Here is a 24,791-nt window from a genome sequence, read left to right on the forward strand (position 1 = left end):
ACGATCAGCCTACGTTCGCCAGCGGGCGCTCGGCCGTGGACTTCCCGGCCCGCAGCGGCCCGCGCGAGGGCCACCAACTCCGCTCGCCCAGCAGCAGCATGAGTGCGGGCAGGATCAGCACCCGGATGACGAAGGCGTCCAGGAGCACCGCGACGGCCAGGCTGAACCCGATCTGCTTCATCTCGATGAAGTGCAGCGACACAAAGCTGGCGAACACGGTCACCATCACGAAGGCGGCGCTGGTCACCACCCCGGCCGAGCTGCCGACCCCGTCGAGCACCGCCTGCCGCGTCGGCACCCCGCGCTCCGCGGCCTCCTTGATCCGGCTGATCACGAACACCTGGTAGTCCATGGAGAGCCCGAAGAGGATCACGAAGAGGAACAGCGGCACCCGCGAACCGATCGATCCCGTCGACTGGAAGTCCAGCAACCCCTCGGCCCAACTCCCCTGGAACGTAAAGATGAGCACGCCGAGCGAGGCGGCCGCCGACAGCAGATTCAGCGCGACCCCGACGAACCCGAGCACCACGGACCGGAACGCCCACACGGTCATCGCGAACGTCACGAGCAGCAGCGCCCCGATGATCAGCGGCAGCTTCTCCTTCTGATGTGCGGGATAGTCGGCGTAACGGGCCACGTCACCGCTGACCGCGACATCGACGCCCCCGCCCAACTCCCGTACCGCTTCGGGGAGATACTCCAGCCGCAGCCGCTGCAGCGACTCCTGCGCCGGCTCGGTGCTGACGTAGTGGGGGACGGGCAGTTCGAGCGAGGTGACGCGATGGTCGGCAGAGCTGCGCAGGGTGTATGTGCCGTTCAGGCCGGGGTCGTCCTTGGCGTCCGCGGCGAGCGAGCGCAGCGCCCCGGCCACCTCGTCTGCGCGCTCGGCGTCGGCCCGTACGAGAACCTGATGCAAGGCCTTGACCTCGGGGAACGCCGCGTTCAACCGGTCGAAGGTGGGCATCGACTGCGTCTGCCGCGAGTGCGTCTCGCGGCCCATGTCGGTCAGCTTCAAGCCGAGCAGGGGAGCCGCCAGGGCCAGCATCGCGAGGACCGCGACGATCAGTACGGCGCCGGGGCGACGGGCGGTGAGCCGCAAGAGGACGTTGTGCCGCACGGGCTTCTGCGGCCCCGGCTTACGCGACTTACGCGGCTTGCGTGCGGCGCGGCGCTCGGCGCGCGCCCCGATCTTCACGAGCAGCGCGGGCAGCACCGTCAGCGAGCTGACCACGGCGACCAGCGTCACCAGGATCGCGGCCGTCGCGATCGACGAGAAGATCACGTCGTCGGCGAGATAGAGCGTCGCGCTGGACACGGCGACCGCGAGCCCGGACAGCACGACCGCGCGCCCGGAGGTGGCGGCAGCGATCTCCACAAGCGCCCGCGAGTCCAACTGCCCCTCGGACCGGGCCCGTTCCTCCCTCTCCCGCTTCAGATAGAACAACGTGTAGTCCACGCCGACGGCGAGCCCGATCAGCAGAATGATGTTCGTCCCGACCCCCGCGTCGGGGAAGACGTGCGAGGCGAGCATCGACAGGCCGATCGACGCGACGATCGCGGACAGCGCGAGCAGCAGCGGCACGGTCGCCATCGCCACCGACCGGAACACGAGCAGCAGCGTGAGCAGCGTGATGGGCAGCGCGATCATCTCCGTACGGGAGAGGTCACTGCCGCGCAGCTTGTCGACGCCCTGGCTGATGGACGGCCCGCCGGTCTCCTCGACCCGCAGCCCGGGATGCGCCTTCTGTACCTGCTCGGTCTGCGCCCGCAGCGGATCGACGTGCTTCTTCCCGTCGAGCTCGGCGCCCTTCATGGTGACGTCGACGCGCACCGCCCGGCCGTCCCTCGACCACACGGGCTCGGCCACGGACCGCACCTCGGGCAGCCCCCGCATCCGGTCGACGACATCACCGGCGACGGTGCCACCGGTCGCCCGCTCAAGCCGCCCGGCGCCGCGCTCCTCGATCAGCACCCGCTCGACGGGCCGCTGCGCGAGCCCACCCTCCCGGGCGATCGCCTCACCGCGCCCCGCCTCACCGACACCGAAATCGGCGGACGTGGCGGCATTGCCACCCACGGCGATCCCGGCACCAAGACACAGAACAACAAACAAGAACCAGCCGACGATCGCCCTCCACGGGTGCCCGGCACTCCAACGAGCCATACGTACGGGGTAGTTGGTCATGACGTCCATGCTGGTCGCGGGGCGTGGGCGCGGACAGCGGCGACCGGTGGAACTCGGGGTCCACCGGTCGGTGGACCCCGCTCCCGTCGTGTCAGCCTTCGAAGGCCGCCCAGGCAGCGGCGATCAGGGGTCGGTGCAGATCGGTGCGGCGGACGCAGGCGCCGATGGTGAGCTCCTCGGGAGGATCGGCCACCGGAACGGTGTGGAGGCGTTCCCTCAAGTGGCTTTGTTCCAGTACGAGCTCGGGAACGATGCCGGTGCCGTAGCCGAGTACGACCAGGGTGAGCAGCGCCTCGTGGCCGTCCGCCTCGACGGCGACCGGGGGAGGACCGCCGCGCCGCCGGAACCACCGGTCGGCCAGCTGTCGCACCCGCCCCTGCCGGGGCAGCACGAACGGCTCCTCGCAGGCGTCCTCCGATCCGGGGTGCGGACGTACGAGGACCAGCGGAGTCCGGGTTACCTCTCGGGCAAGCAGCGTGGCCGGTACGCGATCGGGCAGCGCCGCCACGGCGAGATCGGCTTCACCGTCGTCGAGCAGCGCGAGCGCGGCCGCCGCGTCCCCCGTGCGCAACGAGACGCGTACGCGGGGATGGGCGCTGCGCAGCGGCGCGAGCAGCTCGGGCAGCAGCCCCTGGCAGGCGGTCACGGTCGCGAACAGCCGCAGGCAGCCGCTGAGTTGGTCCTCTTCGGGGCCGCCTTCGCGGTACCCCTCCCACAGGTCGAGCGCCTCGGTGGCGTATCGCAGGAAACGGCGGCCGTGTCCGGTCAGGGCGACGCCGTGCGGGCTGCGGTCCACGAGCCGGTGCCCGGTGGCGGCCTCCAGACGTTGCACGGCGCGCGACAGCGTGGCCGCGCTGACGTGGCAGTCCGCTGCCGTGCGGGTGAAACTCAGCGAGCCGGCCAGGTGGACGAACAGCCGGTACTGGTCGTGGTCCTGCACCTTTCACCTCCTGCAACACCGTGCTGCGGATGTTGCTGTTGCCGGTGGATCAGCGCAGACCCTACAAACGGTCCATGGACCCCGCTTGGCGCTTTCGCGAATACGAACCCGTGGGCATCGACCTCGCCGGCCCCGACGCCGTCGCCGCCTACGACCGGAACCAGGGCACCGACGCCGCCCGCGACGACGCGCTGCTCGACCGCCTCGGCGCGACCTCGGGCATGCGCCTGGTCGACCTGGCCTGCGGCACCGGCTCGCTGGTGGTCCGGGCCGCGTTGCGTGGACTCGAGGCGCACGGGGTGGACGTGGCCCCGCACATGCTCGCCTTCGCGAAGGCGAGGGCGGACCGGGCCGGCGCCCGAGCTCACTGGCACCACGCCGGATTCCTCGACCACGAGCACCGCTCCGAGCCCGCCGACATCGTCACCACCAAGGCCGCCCTGCACCAGCTCCCCGACTTCTGGAAGCAGCAGGCCCTCCTCAATGCCGCCTCGATGCTCCGCCCCGGCGGCACCCTCTACCTCTGGGACGTGGTCTTCACGTTCCCGCCCTCCGAGGCCGACCGGCACCTGCAGGGTTGGATCGACACGGCGGGCCGCCCCGAGGGACTGGGCTTCACCCGCGCCGACTTCGAGGCCCACGTGCGCGAGGAGTTCTCCACGTACGGCTGGATCCTGGAGGGCATGCTGGAGCGCGCGGGATTCGACATCGTGGCCCACATCGTCGACTCCCCGGTGCACAGCGCGTACGAGTGCCGGCTGGCCCGGCCCGTCCACGAATTGGACGCCCAGCGGGATAAATGCAACATGCAGCTACTCTCCGACTCGTACGCGAAGAGGCAGGAGGCACCGTGAACGAGAACCAGGGCCGGGCCGTGGCAGCCCTCGACGCCGTCAGCATGCGCCGCTACACCACCGGCCAGGTCATCCTCGACGGCATCGACTGGACCGTGCGCTCCGGCGAGCACTGGGCCCTGCTCGGCCCGAACGGCGCCGGCAAGACCAGCATTCTGCGGATCGTCGGCGCCACGAACTTCCCCACCACCGGCACCGTCGAGGTCCTCGGCCACCGGCTCGGTCGCGTCGACGTTCGCGAGTTGCGCGCGCTCATCGGGCACGTCTCCACATCCCAGCGCGTCCCCCAGGACCTGCCGGGGCACACCGTCGTCCTCACCGGCCACAGCGGTACCGTCCAGCCGCTCTGGAAGACGTACGACGACGAGGTGCGCGAGCGGGCCCACGCGCTGCTCGCCGAACTCCAGATCAAGGAGCTCGCCGACCGTCCGTACGGGGTGTGCTCCGGCGGCCAGCGGGCCCGCCTCCTCATCGCCCGCGCCCTCATGGCGGACCCGGCGCTGCTCCTGCTCGACGAGCCGTTCAACGCCCTCGACCTGCCCTCGCGCGAGGACCTCATCGACACGATGCGTCACATCGCGGAAGGCCGCCCCGAGTTGGCGACGGTGACCGTCACCCACCACCTCGAAGAGCTCTCCCCGGCCATCAGCCACGCCCTCCTGCTGCGCGAGGGCCGCGTCCTCGCCCGCGGCGCCGTGGACGAGGTGCTGACCAAGGACCTGATGACCTCCTGCTTCGGCCGCCCCATCGAGGTCACCCGGCACGCCGGGCGGTGGCTGGCGCGCTCCGGTGACCAAGTGTGACCGGTCGCACGAGTGCCGCACCGTGTCGGTGTTGGGCCGAACGGGTTACATGACGTAAGAATTGGGCCGTACAGACAAGAGTGCGAGCCCAAACGGGGTGGGGGAACTGAACAGCCACGACGTCACCGACGAACAGTGGGAAGGTCTCGCCCAGGTCGTGCCGCTGCGCAGCCGCAACGAGTGGCCGTCCGCGGTCGACCACCGGGCGATGCCGGAAGCGGAGACCGAACCGCGCCGCCGCTTCGTGGTGCTTCGCGTCAACGTCTTCGGCGACGCGCGCGAAGTCGCCGAGACCGTCATGTCCGGCATACCGGTACTGCTCGACCTGACCGGCGCCGAGACCGAAGTCGCCAAGCGGGTCCTGGACTTCAGCAGCGGCGTCGTCCTCGGCCTCGGCTGCGGCATGCACCGCGTCGACCGCAACGTCTTCCTGCTGGCGCCTCCCGGTACGGAGGTTCAGGGGCTGGTGCAGGGCGCGGTCTCGTAGTCGGCCGGCCATGTCCAAGCCCCGTCGGCAAATTCAGCCCCGCCGGCGATTGAGGCGCGGGGTCCGGGGCGGAGCCCCGTGTCCGTAACGCCGGTTCGGCAAATTCAGCCCCGCCGGCGATTGAGGCGCGGGGTCCGGGGCAGAGCCCCGAGGCCGTAACCCCGGCCGACCATAGGCGCACCGCCGGGGCAAGCCCGACGGGCATAGTCCCCCGATCGTAGGAAGGCCGCTCCGCGCAAACGGTTCTGCGCGGAACGGACCCCTACGTTCAACCCATGACCGTGCTCCGGCGCGACGCACCCCCGCTCCCCGGCGCGTCCCCCGACCGCCCCCGCGTGACCCGGCTCAGGCTCGCCGCCTTCGCCCGGCACCGCGGCACCATCGTCCCCCTCGGCCCGTTCACCGCCGTGTCCGGCCCCAGCGGCAGCGGCAAGACCAGCGCGCTGCGCGCCTTCGCGGCGCTCGCCGGACTCGGCGGCGGCGCACACCTCGCGGACGTGTTCCCCGACCCCCACGCCTACGTTCCCGAACGCGCACGCCCCGACGCCGAACGCCGCCGCGGGTTCCACATCGGCTGCACCGTCGAAGGCCCCATGGGACCCGTACGGCTCGACCTGGCCGTCCAGGCCGAACCCGAACTCCGCGTCGTCGGCGAGCGGTTGACCGGACCCGACATCACCTACCTGCAGACCGCCCTGCGCGACCCCGGCCGACGCGACGTCCAGGCCGCCTGGCACACCGCGGGCTCCGTGCCCGTGACCCGCGGACCGCTCCCCGACGACCTGCTCGGCACGGCCATGCTCCCGCTGCGCGTCGCGGGCCGCACCGAAGGACAGCGCAAGGTGCTCGCCGCGGCCGAACAGGTCGTCGTCGGCCTGCGCTCCACCTTCGCCTGCGACCCCGACCCCACGCGGATGCGCACCCCGGCCCCCGTGGCGGCCGACCGGCTGCACGGCGGCTGCGACAACCTCGCAGCCGTACTGCGCCGCACCGGAGCCGAGTGCGGGACCCGGCACGCGCTGCTCGTCGCGGCGGCCCGCGCGGGCCTCGTGGGACCGGTGACCGACGTGCGTGCCGAGACCGCGCCCGACGGGTCCGTGCGCGCCGTCGTGGACCGCGGCGGTGGGATCACGAGCCCCGTAGAGCGGCTCGCGGACGGCGAGTTGAGGTATCTCGCCCTCGCGCTCGTCCTGCTCACCGGGCCCCGCGTGCTCGCCGTCGACGCGGCGGCCGAGGTCCCGGAGGCGTACCAGAGCCTGACCGTTCTCGCGGACGGCTTCGACCGGAGCCTCGACCGCGCCCAGTGCGTCGAACTCACCGCGCTGGCCGCCCGTATGTGCGCCCGCGGTCACATCCGGCTCGTCGCCGCGGTGGGCGAGGGCTCCGAGGCGGAGCGGGGAGCGCGGGCGGAGGGGGCGGCGATGGTAGACCTGGAGCGATGAACGAGGAACGTGAAGAAACCCGCCGTGCGGATGACCGTGAAGAAGGCCGTCCGCTGGACGTGGCCACCCTGCAGGCGCGCCTCGCCCGGTTCGCGGTCGCCCGCGACTGGCAGCCCTTCCACACGCCGAAGAACCTGGCGGCCGCGCTGAGCGTCGAGGCGTCCGAACTGGTCGAGATCTTCCAATGGTTGACCCCCGAGCAGTCGAGCCGCGTGATGGCGGACCCGGACTCGGCCCACCGCGTCGAGGACGAGGTCGCCGACGTCCTCGCGTATCTGCTGCAACTGTGCGAGGTGTTGGGCATCGACGCACTGGCCGCCCTGTCGGCGAAGATCGACCGCAACGAGCGGCGGTTCCCGGTGCGGGGTGAGGGCGCCGGATAGAGGTGCGGGGCGAGGGTCCAGGGTGGAGTCGCGGGGCGCGGGTGCCGTGTGTGGCGGATGCCCCGACCCCGTCAACTGCCCGCCGACGCACCGAATGTCACTCTCCGGAGTCATCGACTTATCCACATTGAACGTTGTGTCCACAGATTTCGGGCTTCCCCTGGCTTTTCGCCGCTCATACCTTCACTCTGGGTAGTGGACGAAGGAGTTCGGGCGGGAGACGGACGGGGACGCGATGGATGCGGTGCGGCTCATCGGGGTCGGCCGACGGGCCCTGGCGGAGAGCCAGGACCCGCGGGACATCATGAGGGAGGCGTGGCAGGCACAGGCTTTGGCGCAGGCGATAGGGAGTCGCCTCGCCATGCAGGGGCCGCCGGAGTTACGAGGCGAGGCGCTGGGACTGAGCGAGGCGGGGGCGCGCGGCAGCGGGGGTTCGGCGACGCCGATCGTGGGGGCCGGTGGGATACGGGCGGCCCAGCTGACCGAACTGGGCGATGTGCACCGGGCGTTGATGGATCTCGGCGTCCTGCTCGGTGACGTGGGCATCGCGCTCGTCGGCGTGGCGAGCGAGTCGTTCGAGGAGGGGGCCTATTGGCAGTGCATGGAGGCGATCGACGCGGCGGACGAGTCGAGGGACAGAATCCTCGAGATACTGCGGCGGCTCCCGGAAGGCTGCCGCGCGCTGCCCCTCGCCGACCGGGAGCCCGCACCGGAGCCGGACTCGGACTCGGCGGCCTGAGACCGGTGGGCGCGCCGCCGGCTGGGCGACTCAGGGTGGCCGGACGACCCAGGGCGGCCCGGGCGGGCCCGGCCCTGACGTCGCCCCTGGCTCCGACCCCGGGTGGCGTCGCGGGCGCCTGACGCGGCGAGCGTCCCGCTCAGACGTCCTCGTCGGCCGGTGGCTGTGGCGAAGTCCTGGGCGGCTGTTGGAGGTCGGCGTCGAGCTGCGTCAGGTCGGCGTTGAGCGCGGCCATCAGCTCTTCCATCTGCTGCAGCAGGCCCTTGGGTGCGCCTTCCTGCTCCGGCGCGGACGTGTCGTGCACGGCCTCATCGTGCACGGCCCCATCGGGCACGGCTTCCTGGGACATGGCGGCCTCCTCGGCCCTCGCCCTCCCGAGCGGGAGGGCAGTTGACGCAATCGTGACGCCCGGCAGCGACCGCCGGCGCGGGTGCCGGGCGGTCCGGCTCTGCCCGAGTCAACGATCACGACCGGGGCCGGGTCACTGGGCGCCCCCGCCACCACGCGCCGGGGTGACGCAATTTCACCCGACCGTGGCGACGGGGACGAAGGAGCGGCCCGCCCGCTCAGCTCAGTTGTGTCGCCACCTCGGAGGCGATCAGTTCCAAGTGGTCCAGGTCATCGAGGTCGAGCATCTGGAGGTACATCCGTTGGGAGCCCACGGACTGGTATGCGGCGAGGCGTTCGACGACCTCGGCGGGGGAGCCGGCGAGGCCGTTGGCCTTGAGCTCGTCGACGTCGCGGCCGATGGCGTCGGCGCGGCGCTTGACCTCGGCGTCGGTGCGGCCGACGCAGGCGATGAGGGCGTTGGAGTAGGTGAGCGCGTCCTGGGCGCGACCGTGCTCGCCGGCCGCGGCCCTCACGCGCTTGAACTGCTGCTCCGTGTCGGCGATCGAGGCGAAGGGGATGTTGAACTCGGTGGCGTACTTCGCGGCGAGCGCCGGGGTCTTCTTGGCGCCGTGGCCGCCGATGAGGATCGGGACGCGCGGCTGGGTGGGCTTGGGCAGGGCGGGGGAGTCCTTCAACTGGTAGAAGGCTCCGTCGTAGTTGAAGCGCTGCCCGACCGGCGTCTCCCACAGGCCCGTCACGATGGCGAGCTGCTCCTCGAGGCGGCCGAACTTCTCCTTCGGGAACGGGATGCCGTACGCGGAGTGCTCCTCCTCGTACCAGCCGGAGCCGAGCCCCAGCTCGACGCGGCCGCCGGACATCTGGTCGACCTGCGCGACCTGGATGGCGAGCACGCCGGGCAGCCGGAAGGTGCCGGCCGTCATCAGCGTGCCGAGCCGGATCCGGCTCGTCTCCCGGGCGAGACCGGCGAGCGTCGTCCAGGCGTCCGTGGGCCCCGGCAGGCCGTCGACGGGGCCCATGTGGAGGTAGTGGTCCGACCGGAAAAAGGCTCCATAGTTCAAGTCCTCGGCGGCCTTGGCGACGCGGAGCAGCGTCTCGTAGGTCGCACCCTGCTGCGGTTCGGTGAATACGCGAAGATCCATGCACCCATCATGCAGGTCAGGGGTGCGCGCTTCGATGATGCGGGCGTCGTCGAGCGGGCGAAAACCCATGGTGGGGAGCGCGGGGTCGGAGCCATACTCGGCCGTGTGCTTTTGACGATCTCGACCACCGGCAATGCCGCGAATCCGGCCACCGACCTGGGCTTTCTGCTGCACAAGCATCCAGCGAACGCCCAGGCCTTCAGCACGGCGCACGGCACCGCGCACGTCCTCTACCCCGAGGCCGGCGACGAGCGGTGCACGGCCGCGCTGCTGCTGGAAGTGGACCCCGTGGCGCTGGCCCGGCGGGGCAGAGGCAAGGGGCGGGGCGGCGCTCCCGACGCGGCGCTCGCGCAGTACGTCAACGACCGGCCCTACGCCGCGTCGTCGCTGCTGTCCGTCGCGTTGAGCAACGTGTTCTCCAGCGCGCTGCGCGGCGTGTGCAAGGCCCGCCCGGAGCGCGCCGAGCAGGCGCTGCCGCTGCGCATCGAGGTGCCCGCGCTGCCGGCGCGCGGCGGGCCCGACCTCGTACGGAAGCTGTTCGAGCCGCTGGGGTGGACGGTCGAGGTGACGGCCGTGCCGCTGGACGAGCAGTTCCCGGAGTGGGGCGACTCGCGTTACGTGCGGCTCGTCCTTGAGGGCGAGTTGCGGCTCGCGCATGCGCTGCGGCACCTGTATGTGCTGCTGCCGGTGCTCGACGACGCCAAGCACTACTGGGTCTCGGCCGACGAGGTCGACAAGCTGCTGCGCGCCGGGGACGGGTGGCTGCCCGAGCACCCCGAGCAGAAGCTGATCGTCGGCCGCTATCTGTCGCGGCGCTGGTCGCTGACTCGGCAGGCCATGGAGCGCCTCGAACTGGCCAGGCTCGCGGACGCCGACGACACGGATATCGACGAGATCGACAACGCCGTGGACGAGGAGAGCGACACCGAGGAGCGTCCCGTGCCGCTGGCGGTGCGGCGCCGGGAGGCGATCCTCGCCGCGCTCCGGGAGTCCGGCGCTGCCAGGGTGCTCGATCTGGGCTGTGGGCAGGGCCAGTTGGTGCAGGAGCTGCTGAAGGACGTGCGGTTCACCGAGATCGTGGGCGTCGACGTGTCGATGCGTGCGCTCACCGTCGCGTCCCGGCGGCTGAAGCTGGAGCGGATGGGCGAGCGGCAGGCCTCCCGCGTACAGCTCATGCAGGGCTCGCTCGCGTACACCGACAAGCGGCTCAAGGGGTACGACGCCGCGGTGCTCAGCGAGGTCATCGAGCACCTCGACCTGCCGCGGCTGCCCGCGCTCGAGTACGCGGTGTTCGGTTCGGCGCGGCCCCGGGCGGTCGTCGTGACCACGCCGAACGTCGAGTACAACGTCCGCTGGGAGTCCCTGCCCGAGGGGCTCGCCCGGCACGGCGACCACCGGTTCGAGTGGACGCGGGCCGAGTTCCGCGACTGGGCGGAGCGGGTCGCCACGCGGCACGGGTACGCCGTGCGGTACGTGCCGGTGGGGGACGACGACCCGGAGGTGGGGCCGCCGACGCAGATGGCGGTGTTCACGACGACCAAGACCGCAGGCAGCGCAGCCACGACAGAGACCGCAGCCAGGAACGAGAAGGGGGCGAAGGCCGTATGACCACCACCGACACCACAGGGCGCGTGCTGCCCGTCACCGACCTCGCCCTCGTCGTACTGGTCGGCGCGTCCGGCTCGGGCAAGTCCACGTTCGCGCGCGCCCACTTCAAGCCGACCGAGGTGATCTCCAGCGACTTCTGCCGCGGCCTGGTGGCCGACGACGAGAACGACCAGGGCGCCAGCCGTGACGCCTTCGACGTGCTGCACTACATCGCGGGCAAGCGGCTCGCGGCCGGGCGTCTGACCGTCGTCGACGCGACCAACGTCCAGCAGGACGCTCGCCGTCAACTGGTCGACCTGGCACGGAAGTACGACGTGCTGCCCATCGCCATCGTGCTCGACGTGCCGGAGGACGTGTGCGCCGCGCGGAACGCCGGGCGGACCGACCGCGCCGACATGCCGCGCCGCGTCATCACCCGGCACACGCGTGAACTGCGCCGCTCCCTCAAGCACTTGGAGCGCGAGGGCTTCCGCAAGGTGCACGTCCTGCGCGGCGTCGAGCAGGTCGAGGGCGCGAGCGTCGTGCGGGAGAAGCGGTACAACGATCTGACGCACCTCACCGGACCGTTCGACATCATCGGCGACATCCACGGATGCGCCAGTGAACTCGACACGCTGCTCGGCAAGTTGGGCTACGTGGACGGGGAACACCCCGAGGGCAGGACCGCCGTCTTCGTCGGCGACCTCGTCGACCGCGGCCCCGACACACCCGGTGTGCTGCGCCGCGTGATGGACATGGTGAAGGCCGGCACCGCGCTGTGCGTGCCCGGCAACCACGAGAACAAGCTGGGCCGTTGGCTGAAGGGGCGCAACGTGCAGCACACGCACGGCCTCGCCGAGACGGTCGAGCAGCTGGGCGGGGAGAGCGAGGAGTTCCGCGCGGAGGTGCGCACGTTCGTCGAGGGGCTGGTCAGCCACTACGTCCTCGACGGCGGGAAGCTCGTCGTGTGTCACGCCGGGCTGCCCGAGAAGTACCACGGCCGCACATCGGGGCGGGTCCGTTCGCACGCGCTGTACGGGGACACGACCGGCGAGACCGACGAGTTCGGGCTGCCGGTGCGCTATCCGTGGGCGGAGGAGTACCGCGGCCAGGCGGCTGTGGTCTACGGCCACACCCCGGTGCCGACCGCTACGTGGCTCAACAACACCATCTGCCTCGACACCGGCGCCGTGTTCGGCGGGAAGCTCACCGCGCTGCGCTGGCCCGAGCGCGAGCTGGTCGACGTACCGGCCGAGCAGGTCTGGTACGAGCCGACCAGGCCGCTGGCGACCGAGGCGCCGGGCGGGCACGAGGGGCGGCCGCTGGACCTCGCCGATGTGCACGGCCGCCGGAGCGTGGAGACGCGGCACACGGGCCGGGTGACCGTGCGCGAGGAGAACGCGGCGGCGGCGCTGGAGGTCATGAGCCGGTTCGCGGTCGACCCGCGGCTGGTGCCGTATCTGCCGCCGACGATGGCGCCGACCGCGACGTCCTCGCAGGACGGCTACCTGGAGCACCCGGCCGAGGCCTTCGCCCAGTACGCGGCCGACGGTGTGGAGCGGGTCGTGTGCGAGGAGAAGCACATGGGTTCGCGGGCCGTGGTGCTGGTGTGCCGCGACGCGGAGGCGGCGCGGGAGCGCTTCGGGGTCTCCGAGGAGAGCGGTGGGCCGGTCACCGGTTCGGTCTACACGCGCACCGGGCGGCCGTTCTTCGACGACGCGGAGACCGCCGAGGCGGTCATCGGACGGGTGCGGGACGCCGTCACCGCCGCCGGTCTCTGGGAGGAGCTCGACACTGACTGGGTGCTGTTCGACGCCGAGTTGATGCCGTGGTCGCTCAAGGCGTCCGGGCTGCTGCGCGCGCAGTACGCGGCGGTGGGCGCGGCGTCCGGTGCCGTGTTCCCGAGCGCGCTCGGGGTGCTGGAGGCGGCGGCCGGGCGGGGCGTCGACGTGGGCGATCTGCTGGAGCGTCAGCGTGGTCGGGCGGCCGACGCCGCCGCGTTCACGGATGCGTACCGACGCTACTGCTGGAGTACGGACGGCCTCGACGGGGTGCGGCTCGCGCCGTTCCAGATCCTGGCCGCGCGGGGACGTTCGCTCGCCGGGCTGCCGCACGACGAGCAGCTCGCGCTGATCGACCGGGTCGTCGCGCACGATACGACGGGGCTGTTGCAGACGACGCGGCGGCTGTACGTCGACACGGGGGACGCCGAGTCGGTGCGGGCCGGGGTCGACTGGTGGCTGGAGATGACCGGGCGGGGCGGCGAGGGCATGGTCGTCAAGCCGGTCGGGGCGCTGGTGCGGGATGCGAAGGGGCGGCTCGTGCAGCCGGGTGTGAAGTGCCGCGGGCGCGAGTACCTCCGGATCATTTACGGGCCGGAGTACACGCGGCCGGGGAACCTGGCGAAGCTTCGGCAGCGGTTCCTTGGGCACAAGCGGTCGTTGGCGATCCGTGAGTACGGATTGGGCCTGGAGGCCCTGGACCGGCTTGCGGAGGGGGAGCCGTTGTGGCGGGTGCACGAGGCGGTGTTCGCGGTGTTGGCACTGGAGTCGGAGCCGGTCGACCCTCGGCTCTGACGCCTGTTGCGGTCACCCGTGCTTGCGCCCCCGGGGCTCCGCCCCGGACCCCGCTGGCTCTCGTCCACAAGCGGGGCTGGAATGGCTCAGCCGCTGCAAGGGCTGGAATCGATCAGCCGCCGGCGGGACTTGATCTATCAAGCCCCGCCGGCGATTGAGGCGCGGGGTCCGGGGCGGAGCCCCGGGGCGCAACCGCGGTGCGGCGGGTAAGGATGGGGGCATGGGATTCCACGTCGACTCCGAGGCCGGCCGCCTGCGCCGAGTCATCCTGCATCGGCCCGATCTGGAGCTGAAGCGGCTCACGCCCAGCAATAAGGACCAGTTGCTCTTCGACGACGTGCTGTGGGTCCGCCGGGCCCGCCAGGAGCACGACGGGTTCGCCGACGTCCTGCGCGACCGGGGCGTCGATGTGCACCTCTTCGGCGACCTGCTGACCGAGGCCCTGGACGTCGACGCCGCCCGCGGCCTCGTCCTGGACCGGGTCTTCGACGAGAAGGAGTACGGCCCGCTGGCCACCGGCCATCTGCGGGAGGCCTTCGAGACACTGCCGTCCACGGAGCTCGCCGAGGCGCTCATCGGCGGGATGACGAAGCGCGAGTTCCTGGCGGCGCACCCGGAGCCGACCTCCGTGCGCTTCCACGTCATGGAGCTCGACGACTTCCTGCTCGGCCCGCTGCCCAACCACCTGTTCACCCGCGACACCTCGGCCTGGATCTACGACGGGGTGTCCATCAACGCGATGCGCTGGCCGGCCCGGCAGCGTGAGACCGTCCACTTCGAAGCGATCTACCGGCACCACCCGCTGTTCCGGGACGCGGAGGACGGCTTCCACGTCTGGTCCGAGGGGCAGGCCGACTTCCCGTCGACCATCGAGGGCGGCGACGTGCTCGTCATCGGGCGGGGCGCCGTACTCATCGGGATGAGCGAGCGGACCACGCCGCAGGCCGTGGAGATGCTCGCGCACAAGCTGTTCGCGGCGGGCTCGGCGCGCACCATCGTCGCCCTCGACATGCCGAAGAGACGCGCCTTTATGCACCTCGACACGGTCATGACGATGGTCGACGGCGATACGTTCACGCAGTACGCGGGGCTCGGCATGCTGCGCTCGTACACCATCGAACCGGGTTCGTCCGGCGCGGAGTTGAAGGTCACCGACCATCCGCCGGAGCACATGCACCGGGCGATCGCCGCCGCGCTCGGGCTCCCCGGGATCCGGGTGCTGACCGCGACACAGGACGTGCACGCCGCGGAGCGCGAACAGTGGGACGACGGCTGCAATGTGCTCGCCGTCGAGCCGGGTGTCGTCGTCGCGTACGAGCGGAACGCCACGACGAACACGTTCCTGCGCAAGCAGGGGATCGAGGTCATCGAGATCCCGGGCAGCGAGCTGGGGCGGGGGCGCGGCGGCCCGCGCTGCATGAGCTGCCCGGTCGAGCGCGACGCCGTCCGGGAATATCATGAATAGAAATGTGGAACATCGTATAGACTTCCACTGTCCCGACCCCGTCCCCGAGTCACGCGCAGGAGCCCCCGAATGAACCTCACCGGCCGCCACTTCCTCAAGGAGCTGGATTTCACCGCCGAGGAGTTCCGAGGCCTGGTCGACCTGGCCGCGGAGCTGAAGGCGGCCAAGAAGGCGGGGACCGAGACGCAGCACCTCAAGGGTAGGAACGTTGCGCTGATCTTCGAGAAGGCGTCCACGCGTACGCGCTGCTCCTTCGAGGTCGCGGCCGCCGACCAGGGGGCGTCGACGACGTACATCGACCCGGCCGGCTCGCACATCGGCAAGAAGGAGTCGAGCAAGGACACCGCCCGCGTGCTCGGCCGGATGTTCGACGCCATCGAGTTCCGGGGCGACGAGCAGGCCATCGTGGAGACGCTCGCCGAGTACGCGGGCGTGCCGGTCTACAACGGCCTGACCGACGACTGGCACCCCACGCAGATGCTCGCCGACGTGCTCACGATGACCGAGCACAGCGCCAAGCCGCTCACCGACATGTCCTTCGCGTACCTCGGCGACGCCCGGTTCAACATGGGCAACTCGTACCTCGTCACCGGCGCCCTGCTCGGCATGGACGTCCGCATCGTCGCGCCGAAGGCCTACTGGCCGGCCGAGGAGATCGTCGCCAAGGCCCGCGAGCTGGCCGCCGCCAGCGGCGCCCGCATCACGCTCACCGAGACCGTCGAGGAGGGCGTCTCCGGCGCCGACTTCGTGGTCACCGACGTATGGGTGTCGATGGGTGAGCCGGAGGAGATCTGGGACGAGCGGATCAAGGCGCTCACGCCGTACGCGGTGACGATGGACGTCCTGCGCGCCACGGGGAACGCGGACGTGAAGTTCCTGCACTGCCTCCCCGCCTTCCACGACCTGGGCACCAAGGTCGGCCGCGAGATCCACGCCAAGTACGGCCTGGAGTCCCTCGAGGTCACCGACGAGGTCTTCGAGTCGGAGCACTCCGTCGTCTTCGACGAGGCGGAGAACCGGATGCACACCATCAAGGCCATCATGGTCGCGACGCTCGGCCGGTAGCGACAAACCGCGCATTCACTGAGTAACCGTTCAAACTGGTGGGGCCGGAACACCCTCTCCGACCCCACCGGCATGCGGCCCACCCCGCCGCACCCGCACACCAGAAAAGAGCACCACCCCATGCCGCCGACCCCGTCCGGCCTGCGCATCAAGTCGCCCGAGTCCCTCATCGCCGAATCGGGCGCCGACCTCGAAGGCCACGGCCTCAAGCGCACCATGGGGCTCTTCCAGCTCGTGTGCTTCGGCGTCGGCGCGATCGTCGGCACCGGCATCTTCGTCGGCCTGTCCGACACGGTCGCCGAGGCCGGCCCCGCCGTCATCCTCTCCTTCGTCCTCGCCGCGATCACCTGCATCTTCACGGCGTTCTCCTTCGCCGAGCTGGGCGGCGCGATCCCGGTCTCCGGTTCCTCGTACTCCTTCGCCTACGCGACCCTCGGCGAGCGCGTCGCCTTCCTCGTGGGCTGGTGCCTGCTCCTGGAGTACGGCGTCTCGGTGTCGGCCGTGGCCGTCGGCTGGAGCCAGTATCTGAACGAGCTGCTCGACAGCGTCTTCGGCTGGCAGCTCCCCGAGGCTCTCTCCGCCGGGCCCGCCGACGGTGGCGTGATCAACCTGCCCGCCGTGCTCGTGATGCTGATGGCCGCGGCCCTGCTGGTCCGCGGGATCCGGGAGAGCGCGGGGGCGACCGCCGCGATGGCCGTGCTCAAGATCGGCATCCTGATCGTGTTCTGCGCGATCGCCTACTCCGCCTTCGAGGCCGGCAATCTGACCCCGTTCCTGAAGGACGGCATGGCCGGTGTCACCTCCGGCGCCTCGCTCGCCTTCTTCTCGTACATCGGCTTCGACGCGGTCACCACGGCCGGCGAAGAGGTCAAGAACCCGCGGCGCAACATCCCGCTCGCGATCCTGATCTGCATCGGCATCGTCACGCTGCTCTACGTCGCCGTGGCCGTCGCCGCCATCGGCGCGCTCGGCGCGGACGCCGTCGGGGACAAGCCGGCCGCGCTCTCCCTCGTCGTCGACCAGGTCACCGGGTCGGCTGTCGGCGGCGGCATCATCGCCTTCGGCGCGGTCGTCGCCATCGCCTCGGTCGTGCTCGCGGTGATGTACGGGCAGACCCGGATCCTGATGTCGATGTCCCGCGACGGGCTGATCCCGCGGGTCTTCGAGCGGGTCTCCCCGAAGACGCACACGCCGGTCGCCAACACGTGGATCGTCGCGACCGTCTTCGCGATCCCGGCCGCGTTCTCCTCGCTCGACGCCGTCGTCAACCTGACCACCATCGGCACGCTCGCCACCATGGTCGTCGTGAACATCGCGGTGATCGCGCTGCGCCGCTCGCACCCCGGTCTGAAGCGCTCGTTCCGGGTGCCGCTGTACCCGGTCAGCCCGATCCTGGGTGTCGGCTTCTGCCTCTACCTGATCTGGGGCACGGGCTGGACGACCTGGGTCCAGTTCGCGGTGTTCCTCGTCGTGGGCGCGCTCGTGTACGCGCTGTACGGCCGCCGCAACTCGCGGCTCGGCGACGGCGACGGCGATGGCGACGGCGACGGCGACGGTGGCGGTGGCGAGGGCGGGGCTACGCCTCGGACGCCGGACGCTGCGCCGGCACCGCGGTAGGAAGCGTGAACCACACCGCCTTGCCGGAATCGGTGGGGCGGTGCCCGCACGACGAGCTGAGCGTGCGGATGAGCAGCAGGCCGCGGCCGTGCTCCTGCCAGGGGTCGGGCGGCCCGTCGTCCTCGGGATTGGTGAGGTCGGTGGGCGGCGCCGGGTCCGTGTCGTGCACCTCGACCTGACAGCCGGAGTCGAGCAGCTCCACGACCAGCTCGATCGGCGTCTCCCCGGTCGTGTGCTCCACCGCGTTCGCCACCAGCTCCGCCGTCAGCAGCTCCGCCGTGTCCGCGTCCGCGGCCGGTGATTCGATCTCGGACAGCGCGGTCCGCACGAGGGCGCGCGCGACCGGCACGGCCGCGGCCGTGTGCGGTAGGGCTATGCGCCACGACGTGGGCGTAGGGGGACCGGAGAAGGGAGTCACGGCGGAATCCTGGGGGCGGAGGGCGCGTATGCGGCTCGGGGGCGGGCTCGGAGGAACGGGCTCAAGGGGGACTGTCCTGCGTTCAACCTTATGAATGGTACGGCGTGGGGCGAAAGAGGCTCCCGTCGGTGCAGCTCGGGACGTCCGACCCTTTCCTGGTATCGCGCACTCGTGACGGCGGTCACGATGCGGTGATACGGTCGACGGGTCCAGGGCCAGCAGGATCCGCCGCAAGAGCCCTGGCCCCTCCTCGGCACGCCACGCCCGCCACCCGCCGGAGGCATCGCATGAGTCCCTTCACCGGCTCCACCCCGCGCACCGACTCCTGGCAGCACCTGACGTACGCCGTGGACGAGAGCGGCGTCGCCACCGTCACGTTCGCCCGCCCCGAGAAGCTCAACGCGCTCACCTTCGGCGCCTACGCCGACCTGCGCGACCTCCTCGCCGAGCTGTCCCGCGAGAAATCCGTGCGCGCCCTCGTCCTCACCGGCGAGGGCCGCGGCTTCTGCTCCGGAGGCGACGTCGACGAGATCATCGGCGCCACGCTCTCCATGGACACCGCGCAGATCCTCGACTTCAACCGGATGACCGGGCAGGTCGTACGGGCCGTGCGCGAGGCCCCGTTCCCGGTGATCGCCGCCGTGCACGGGGTCGCGGCAGGCGCGGGCGCGGTCCTGGCGCTCGCCTCCGACTTCCGCGTCGCCGACCCCAGTGCCCGCTTCGCGTTCCTGTTCACGAAGGTCGGGCTTTCCGGCGGCGACATGGGCGCGGCCTATCTGCTGCCCCGCGTCGTCGGCCTCGGCCACGCCACCCGCCTCCTGATGCTCGGCGACGCGGTCCGCGCGCCCGAGGCCGAGCGCATCGGCCTGATCAGCGAGCTGACCGACGAGGGCCGGGCCGACGAGGCCGCGCTCGCCCTCGGCCGGCGCCTCGCCGAGGGGCCCGCGCTCGCGTACGCGCAGACGAAGGCGCTCCTGACGGCGGAGCTGGACATGCCCCTCGCCGGGGCCATCGAGATGGACGCGGCCACACAGGCGCTGCTCATGCACGGTGAGGACTACGCCGAGTTCCACGCGGCGTTCACCGACAAGCGCCCGCCGAAGTGGCAGGGGCGGTGACCGGCGAATGACCGTACGCGCCCGGCGCATCGCCGTCATCGGAGGCGGCCCCGGCGGCCTGTACGCCGCCGCCCTCCTCAAGCGCCTCGACCCGGACCGGGAGATCACGGTCTGGGAGCGGAACGCCCCGGACGACACGTTCGGCTTCGGCGTCGTCCTGTCCGACGAGACCCTCGGCGGCATCGAGCACGCCGACCCGGTGGTCTACCGGGCGCTCCAGGACGAGTTCGTACGCTGGGACGACATCGACATCGTGCACAGGGGGCAGCGTCACACCTCGACGGGCCACGGTTTCGCGGCGCTCGGCCGCCGCCGCCTCCTGGAGATCCTGCACAGCCGCTGCCGCGAACTCGGCGTGGACCTGCGCTTCCAGGAGGAGGCGCCGCCGATCGCCGCACTCCGCGAGGCGTACGACCTGGTCATCGCCGCCGACGGGGTGCACAGCAAGACCCGCGACACGTACGCCGACGCGTTCGGGCCGCACATCGAGGAACACCGCAACCGCTACATCTGGCTCGCCGCCGACTTCGCCTTCGACGCCTTCCGCTTCGACATCGCCGAGACGGAACACGGCGTGATGCAGCTGCACGGATACCCGTTCAGCGAGGGTGGGTCCACGGTGATCGTGGAGATGCGCGAGGAAGTGTGGCGAGCGGCAGGCTTCGCCGACATGGACGTACGCGAATCGATCGAGGCCTGCGCGAAAATCTTCAAGGACGCGCTGGGCGGCCGGGCTCTGAGGACCAACAACTCCTCGTGGGCGACTTTCCGGACTGTCGTCAACGACCGCTGGTCGCACGAGAATTGCGTGCTCATCGGCGACGCCGCGCACACTGCGCACTTCTCCATCGGCTCCGGTACGAAGCTCGCCGTCGAGGACGCGCTCGCGCTCGCCGCGTGCCTGACCGAGCAGCCGACGACCGATGCGGCGCTGGCCGCGTACGAGGAGGAGCGCAGGCCCGTCGTGGCGTCGACGCAGCGGGCGGCGCGGGCCAGCCTCCAGTGGTTCGAGGAGCTGGGCCGCTATCTCGACCAGCCGCCGCGCCAGTTCGCGTTCAACCTGCTCACGCGCTCGCGCCGGGTGACGCACGAGAATCTGCGGCTGCGGGACGCGGGGTTCACGGAGGCGGTGGAGCGGGAGTTCGGCTGCCCCGAGGGCACGCCGCCGATGTTCACGCCGTTCCGGCTCGGTGGCCTGGAGCTGCGCAACCGGGTCGTGGTCTCGCCGATGGACATGTACTCGGCGGTGGACGGGGTGCCGGGCGACTTCCACCTCGTGCACCTGGGGGCGCGGGCGCTCGGGGGCGCCGGTCTCGTCATGACGGAGATGGTGTGCGTGAGCCCGGAGGGCCGCATCACGCCGGGCTGCGCGGGCCTGTACGCACCCGAACAGGCGGCGTCCTGGCGCAGGATCACGGACTTCGTCCACACGCAGTCACCCGGCACGGCGATCGGGGTGCAGCTCGGCCACTCGGGGCGGAAGGGTTCCACGCGCCTCATGTGGGAGGGCATGGACGAGCCGCTCCCGGCGGCGGACGACAACTGGCCGCTGGTCGCGGCGTCCGCGCTCCGCTACCGGCCGGACAGCCAGCTGCCGCGCGAGTTGGCGGTGGCCGAACTGGCGGATGTGCGTGAGCAGTTCGTGGTTGCGGCACGGAACGCGGCGGACGCGGGCTTCGACCTCCTCGAACTCCACTGCGCGCACGGGTACCTTCTCTCCGGCTTCCTCTCCCCGCTGACGAACCGGCGCACGGACGCGTACGGCGGCTCGCTGGAGGGTCGGCTGCGGTTCCCGCTCGAAGTCTTCGACGCCGTACGCGAAGTGTGGCCGGACGACCGCCCGATGACGGTGCGGATCTCGGCCACGGACTGGGTGGAGGGCGGCACCAGCGCGGAGGAGGCCGTGGCGATCGCCCGTGCCTTCGCCGCGCACGGAGCCGACGCGATCGACGTGTCCACGGGGCAGGTCGTCTCGGACGAGCGGCCCGCGTTCGGGCGCTCCTACCAGGTGCCGTACGCGGACCGGATCCGGGCGGAGGCCGGTGTCCCGGTCGTCGCGGTCGGCGCGATCTCGTCGTGGGACGACGTCAACTCCCTTGTCCTGGCAGGCCGTACGGACCTGTGTGCGCTGGCCCGCCCGCACCTGTACGACCCGAACTGGACGCTCCACGCGGCGGCGGAACAGGGGTATGCGGGGCCGGGGGTGGTGTGGCCCCAGCAGTACGGTGCGGGGTCCCGGCGGCCCCAGACGGGTCGGCTGGATGCGCCTAAGCCGAGGCTGGTGCTGCCAGGGTGACCGGGTGATCGGTGGGCGCCCATGGCGACGGTTGGGCGGTACCGGGGGTTCGGCGGCCCGGGGTGTCGGGGCCACTCGCTCCCGTTGCGCGGCACCGGCACCGGCACCGGCGCCGGTGGTTGCGCTTATGCCGGCGTCCCGGCCGCGTTTCCTCGCCCATCTCCCACCCGCCCGCCCCCTCCGGGGGCTCCGGCCGCGTCGGTGCGGGGCCGTACGCCGGTGATCACGACGTCGAGCAGATGGTCGGCCTGCCTCTCCCGGTCCGGCACGCGCTCGGTGGCAACCGCGATCCCGTTGGCCAGGTTGAGGAGATCCGAGATCGTGATGCCGCTCCGGGCTCCGCCCGCCTGCTGCGCCTGATGCAGAAGCTCTCCGCCCGCCGCGCGCACCTCGTCATGCCGTGCTTCCACATGATGTCCGGGCTCGGCAAGTTCCTCGGACAGCAGCGTGGCAAGGCCACGGAACGTGTTGTTGTGCGCCACGACCGCCCGTAGCCACACCTCAAGGGCCTGCCCGGGTTCGAACTCGGCCGAGAGCCGGCGCGCTCGTGTGCACAGGGCCTGGACCCGCTCGTCCATCACCGCGACGGCAAGTGCGCCTCGCCCCTGAAAGTGGCGATGCAGCGTCGCCGAGCCCACCCCGGCGTGCCGGGCAATCCGCTCCAGGGACACCAACACACCTTCTGCGGAGAACAGTTGACCGGCGGAGGCCACGATCCGCTCGCGGCTGATCCGGGCATCGGCACGCACGGGGCGGCCGTCGCCCGCACGTTCCTCGTTCGCCGGCTGCATTCTTTCCCGCCTCCTCATTAAGTGGGGTCTGACCCCACTTAATATGGCACAGTGAAGGCGCCAGGCTCTTGCCGATCGAAAGGTTCGATGCCCGATGCCCGATGCGCTGGATGATCGCGACAGGCTTCTCGGCGGCTTCGTGGAACGCCCGGCCCTGAAGCGGTACAAGGCCACGTTCGCCGAACACTTCGACATCCACCGGGACTCGGGGGTCATCGAGATCCGCATGCACACCGACGGTGGACCGGCGGTCTTCTCGCGTGCGCTGCTGAACGCTTGGGGCAGAGTGCTCTCGGAAGCCGGCGCGGACCCGGACAACGAGGTCCTGATCATTACCGGGACGGGCCGACAGTGGATGGCCGGGGTCGATCCGCAGTCGTTCGCACAACCGTTGTCACAGTGGTCCAGCGACCTGCTGTACGAGCAGTATTCCGACGGGGCGCGACTCCTTGAGGGGCTGGTCCTGGGCGTCGACGTACCGACCATCGGGGTACTGAACGGACCCGGTCCACGCCAGGAACTGGCCCTGATGTGCGACGTCACCCTGTGCGCCGACGATGTGGTGATCGCCGACGGGAATTTCGCCGCAGGGTCGGTGCCCGGCGACGGCATGTACCTCGCCCTGGAGGAGCTGCTCGGCACCAAGCGTGCCGCCCACCTCGCCTACACGGGCGGGGGGATCGATTCCGCGACCGCACTGCAATGGGGGCTGGTCAACGAGGTGCTGCCGAGGGATCAACTGATGGACCAGGCCCGCCGAGTCGCAGAAACAATCATGGCTGCGCCCCGCACTACCCGTCGGCTCACCCATGCGCTGATCAGCCGCCCTTGGCGACGCCGGATCACCGAGGAGCTGCGTAGCGGATACGCGACGCAGCTCCTCGCGAGCAGTGGCAATTAGGGCCCTGGCGTTGCCGCACCCCCCGCCGACACCAGCAGAGACGCACCCTACGAGGAGCTACGGCAACGACGATGAAGATCGACTCAGTGATCACACGACAGTGTGTCGACGACCTGGACGCGGCCATCACCTTCTACGAGAGGCTGACCGGCGGGACAGCCGCCCGCTTCGCCTTCGCCGGGGTGGATCTGGCGAGCGTCGGTCCCTTTCTCCTGTTCAGCGGGCCCGACGAAGCGGTGCGACGGGTCGCCGGAGTCGGGGCCACTCTCGTGGTCGCCGACCTGGACACGGCAGTTGAGGAAGCCGTGGCGGCCGGGGCCACCGTGGTAAGGCCGGCGCAGCCCACCCCCAATGGCCATCGTGCGGTGCTTCGTCACCCCCACGGGGGCGTGTACGAATACGTCGGCTCCTGAGCGGCCGCCCCGTCAGGGAGACAGATCCGTCATACCCGCCGTCAGCGTCGTTCCGTCCGACGGGTCGACCAAGAGGAACGATCCCGTGCGACGCACCTCCGCGTACGCGTCGAGTACCAACGGCTCGGCCGTCCGCAGCACCACCGACCCGAGGTCGTTCGCGGTCAACTCATGCGCTCCGCCAAGCGACTTGACGATCCCGCGCACCGTGCGGGTCGTGTGGCGCACCAGGACGCGCTGGCCGACCCGCAGCGCCCGGTCCGCCACATGGCACACCGAACCCCGCACATCCTGCGTCACCGTCGGCGCCCGGTCGGTGCTCGACGCGATCAAGTCGCCGCGTGCCACGTCGAGTTCGTCCGAGAGGCGCACCGTGAGCGAGGCCCCCGCGTGCGCTTCCGTCACCTCCGTGCCCAGTACGTCCAGCCCCGCGATCGTCGACGTACGGCCCGAGGGGTGCACCGTAACGGTGGAGCCGACCCGGAGTGTTCCCGATACCAACTGGCCCGCGTAGTAGCGGGATTCTCCGTGCCGGATCACGTACTGGACCGGGAAGCGGGCAGGCGCCGACGGGGATTCGGCCGTCGCCGGGACCGTCTCCAGGTGTTCCAGGACCGTCGGCCCGCCGTACCAGTCCATGCGCTCGGACGGGTCCACGACGTTGTCGCCCGCGAGCGCCGAGATCGGGATCGCGGTCACCTCCGGAATCCCCAACTCGTCCGCAAGCGCCGCGAACGCCTCCGTGATCGCGCCGAACGCGGACTCCTCGTACCCGACGAGGTCCATCTTGTTCACCGCCAGGACCACATGCGGGACCCGCAACAGCGCGGCGATCGCCGCATGCCTGCGGGTCTGCTCGACGACCCCGTTCCTGGCATCGACCAGGATGATCGTCAGCTCCGCCGTCGAGGCGCCCGTCACCATGTTCCGCGTGTACTGCACGTGGCCCGGCGTGTCCGCCAGGATGAAACGGCGACGCGGCGTCGCGAAGTAGCGGTACGCGACGTCGATCGTGATGCCCTGCTCGCGTTCGGCCCGCAGCCCGTCCGTGAGGAGCGCCAGGTCGGGGGTTCCCGTGCGGGAGATCGACTCCAGCTGGTCGGCCAGAACCGACTTGGAATCGTGCAGCAGGCGGCCGACGAGCGTGGACTTGCCGTCGTCGACGGACCCGGCCGTGGCGAGCCGCAACGTACCGACGTCGGCGATCGTGGAAACAGACAT

General features: G+C 71.0%; 22 protein-coding genes. 15 read left to right on the forward strand and 7 right to left on the reverse strand.

All coding sequences use genetic code 11. The features are described 5' to 3' along the window. Nucleotides 1-4 precede the first annotated feature (4 nt). Together OHA73_RS31900 and OHA73_RS31905 are read right to left on the reverse strand one after the other, a co-directional pair. On the reverse strand, nucleotides 5-2,185 hold the full coding sequence (locus OHA73_RS31900) for an MMPL family transporter (protein WP_267068884.1): 2,181 nt from the start codon (nucleotides 2,183-2,185) through the stop codon (nucleotides 5-7). A 91-nt stretch (nucleotides 2,186-2,276) separates the two neighbouring features. Continuing rightward, complete coding sequence (locus tag OHA73_RS31905) at nucleotides 2,277-3,125, reverse strand: LysR substrate-binding domain-containing protein (protein WP_267068883.1); 849 nt, start codon at nucleotides 3,123-3,125, stop codon at nucleotides 2,277-2,279. Nucleotides 3,126-3,199: 74 nt separating this feature from the next. Between OHA73_RS31905 and OHA73_RS31910 the strand changes: the two genes are divergently transcribed. The 6 genes from OHA73_RS31910 (at nucleotide 3,200) to OHA73_RS31935 (ending at nucleotide 7,833) form a co-directional block, all read left to right on the forward strand. Further along, nucleotides 3,200-3,979: a class I SAM-dependent methyltransferase gene (locus OHA73_RS31910; protein WP_267068882.1), complete on the forward strand. Its 780-nt coding sequence runs from the start codon at nucleotides 3,200-3,202 to the stop codon at nucleotides 3,977-3,979. 44 nt (nucleotides 3,980-4,023) lie between these two features. Continuing rightward, a complete protein-coding gene (locus OHA73_RS31915; protein ID WP_267072762.1) occupies nucleotides 4,024-4,782 on the forward strand; it encodes an ABC transporter ATP-binding protein in 759 nt (252 codons plus the stop codon). 106 nt (nucleotides 4,783-4,888) lie between these two features. Beyond that, on the forward strand, nucleotides 4,889-5,269 hold the full coding sequence (locus OHA73_RS31920) for a cell division protein SepF (RefSeq protein ID WP_266718951.1): 381 nt from the start codon (nucleotides 4,889-4,891) through the stop codon (nucleotides 5,267-5,269). A 275-nt stretch (nucleotides 5,270-5,544) separates the two neighbouring features. Continuing rightward, nucleotides 5,545-6,711, forward strand: a complete 1,167-nt coding sequence (locus OHA73_RS31925; protein WP_267068881.1) for an ATP-binding protein — start codon at nucleotides 5,545-5,547, stop codon at nucleotides 6,709-6,711. Further along, nucleotides 6,708-7,094 carry a nucleotide pyrophosphohydrolase gene (locus OHA73_RS31930; protein WP_267068880.1) on the forward strand — a complete coding sequence of 129 codons (387 nt, stop codon included), beginning with the start codon at nucleotides 6,708-6,710 and terminating at the stop codon, nucleotides 7,092-7,094. Before OHA73_RS31925 ends, OHA73_RS31930 begins: the two co-directional genes overlap by 4 nt. Before the next feature lie 235 nt (nucleotides 7,095-7,329). Then, complete coding sequence (locus tag OHA73_RS31935; RefSeq protein ID WP_267068879.1) at nucleotides 7,330-7,833, forward strand: DUF6099 family protein; 504 nt, start codon at nucleotides 7,330-7,332, stop codon at nucleotides 7,831-7,833. Between the two features lie 139 nt (nucleotides 7,834-7,972). Here the strand turns inward: OHA73_RS31935 and OHA73_RS31940 are convergent, their stop codons facing one another. Together OHA73_RS31940 and OHA73_RS31945 are read right to left on the reverse strand one after the other, a co-directional pair. Next, nucleotides 7,973-8,182, reverse strand: coding sequence for a hypothetical protein (locus tag OHA73_RS31940; RefSeq protein WP_266715035.1), 210 nt, complete (start codon nucleotides 8,180-8,182; stop codon nucleotides 7,973-7,975). 217 nt (nucleotides 8,183-8,399) lie between these two features. Next, complete coding sequence (locus tag OHA73_RS31945) at nucleotides 8,400-9,323, reverse strand: LLM class F420-dependent oxidoreductase (RefSeq protein ID WP_327656740.1); 924 nt, start codon at nucleotides 9,321-9,323, stop codon at nucleotides 8,400-8,402. 105 nt (nucleotides 9,324-9,428) lie between these two features. On the opposite strand from OHA73_RS31945, the gene OHA73_RS31950 reads away from it, so the two are divergent. The 5 genes from OHA73_RS31950 to OHA73_RS31970 all read left to right on the forward strand — a co-directional run bounded on the left by OHA73_RS31950 (nucleotide 9,429) and on the right by OHA73_RS31970 (nucleotide 17,633). Beyond that, nucleotides 9,429-10,931, forward strand: a complete 1,503-nt coding sequence (locus OHA73_RS31950; RefSeq protein ID WP_327656741.1) for a 3' terminal RNA ribose 2'-O-methyltransferase Hen1 — start codon at nucleotides 9,429-9,431, stop codon at nucleotides 10,929-10,931. Then, the gene (locus OHA73_RS31955; RefSeq protein ID WP_327656742.1) at nucleotides 10,928-13,486 is read left to right on the forward strand and encodes a polynucleotide kinase-phosphatase; all 2,559 of its coding nucleotides are present in this window, start codon (nucleotides 10,928-10,930) and stop codon (nucleotides 13,484-13,486) included. The genes OHA73_RS31950 and OHA73_RS31955 overlap by 4 nt, the downstream gene beginning before the upstream one ends. Nucleotides 13,487-13,706: 220 nt before the next feature. Beyond that, a complete protein-coding gene (locus tag OHA73_RS31960; RefSeq protein WP_267068875.1) occupies nucleotides 13,707-14,951 on the forward strand; it encodes an arginine deiminase in 1,245 nt (414 codons plus the stop codon). Nucleotides 14,952-15,020: 69 nt separating this feature from the next. Next, on the forward strand, nucleotides 15,021-16,016 hold the full coding sequence (argF, locus tag OHA73_RS31965; RefSeq protein WP_327656743.1) for an ornithine carbamoyltransferase: 996 nt from the start codon (nucleotides 15,021-15,023) through the stop codon (nucleotides 16,014-16,016). A gap of 120 nt (nucleotides 16,017-16,136) precedes the next feature. Further along, entirely contained in the window at nucleotides 16,137-17,633 is a 1,497-nt protein-coding gene (locus tag OHA73_RS31970) for an amino acid permease (RefSeq protein WP_327656744.1), read from the forward strand. On the opposite strand, the gene OHA73_RS31975 is transcribed toward OHA73_RS31970, so the two are convergent. Next, complete coding sequence (locus tag OHA73_RS31975; protein ID WP_266715042.1) at nucleotides 17,593-18,051, reverse strand: ATP-binding protein; 459 nt, start codon at nucleotides 18,049-18,051, stop codon at nucleotides 17,593-17,595. The two genes, OHA73_RS31970 and OHA73_RS31975, sit on opposite strands and share 41 nt — an antisense overlap. Before the next feature lie 287 nt (nucleotides 18,052-18,338). Here OHA73_RS31975 and OHA73_RS31980 point away from each other — a divergent pair, with 287 nt between their 5' ends. Continuing rightward, on the forward strand, nucleotides 18,339-19,169 hold the full coding sequence (locus tag OHA73_RS31980; RefSeq protein WP_327656745.1) for an enoyl-CoA hydratase family protein: 831 nt from the start codon (nucleotides 18,339-18,341) through the stop codon (nucleotides 19,167-19,169). A gap of 7 nt (nucleotides 19,170-19,176) precedes the next feature. Beyond that, a complete protein-coding gene (locus OHA73_RS31985) occupies nucleotides 19,177-21,465 on the forward strand; it encodes a bifunctional salicylyl-CoA 5-hydroxylase/oxidoreductase (RefSeq protein WP_327656746.1) in 2,289 nt (762 codons plus the stop codon). 125 nt (nucleotides 21,466-21,590) lie between these two features. Here OHA73_RS31985 and OHA73_RS31990 read toward each other — a convergent pair whose 3' ends face one another. Then, the gene (locus OHA73_RS31990) at nucleotides 21,591-22,256 is read right to left on the reverse strand and encodes a TetR/AcrR family transcriptional regulator (RefSeq protein ID WP_327656747.1); all 666 of its coding nucleotides are present in this window, start codon (nucleotides 22,254-22,256) and stop codon (nucleotides 21,591-21,593) included. A gap of 94 nt (nucleotides 22,257-22,350) precedes the next feature. Here OHA73_RS31990 and OHA73_RS31995 point away from each other — a divergent pair, with 94 nt between their 5' ends. Further along, nucleotides 22,351-23,157 (forward strand): enoyl-CoA hydratase/isomerase family protein, encoded by an 807-nt coding sequence (locus OHA73_RS31995; RefSeq protein WP_327656748.1) that lies wholly within the window; start codon nucleotides 22,351-22,353, stop codon nucleotides 23,155-23,157. A gap of 71 nt (nucleotides 23,158-23,228) precedes the next feature. After that, nucleotides 23,229-23,570, forward strand: a complete 342-nt coding sequence (locus tag OHA73_RS32000; RefSeq protein WP_327656749.1) for a VOC family protein — start codon at nucleotides 23,229-23,231, stop codon at nucleotides 23,568-23,570. Nucleotides 23,571-23,582: 12 nt separating this feature from the next. Here OHA73_RS32000 and OHA73_RS32005 read toward each other — a convergent pair whose 3' ends face one another. Next, nucleotides 23,583-24,791, reverse strand: a complete 1,209-nt coding sequence (locus tag OHA73_RS32005) for a sulfate adenylyltransferase subunit 1 (RefSeq protein WP_327656750.1) — start codon at nucleotides 24,789-24,791, stop codon at nucleotides 23,583-23,585.

Origin of the sequence: Streptomyces sp. NBC_00483 (genome assembly GCF_036013745.1) — a bacterium.
Taxonomy (GTDB): Bacteria; Actinomycetota; Actinomycetes; order Streptomycetales; family Streptomycetaceae; genus Streptomyces.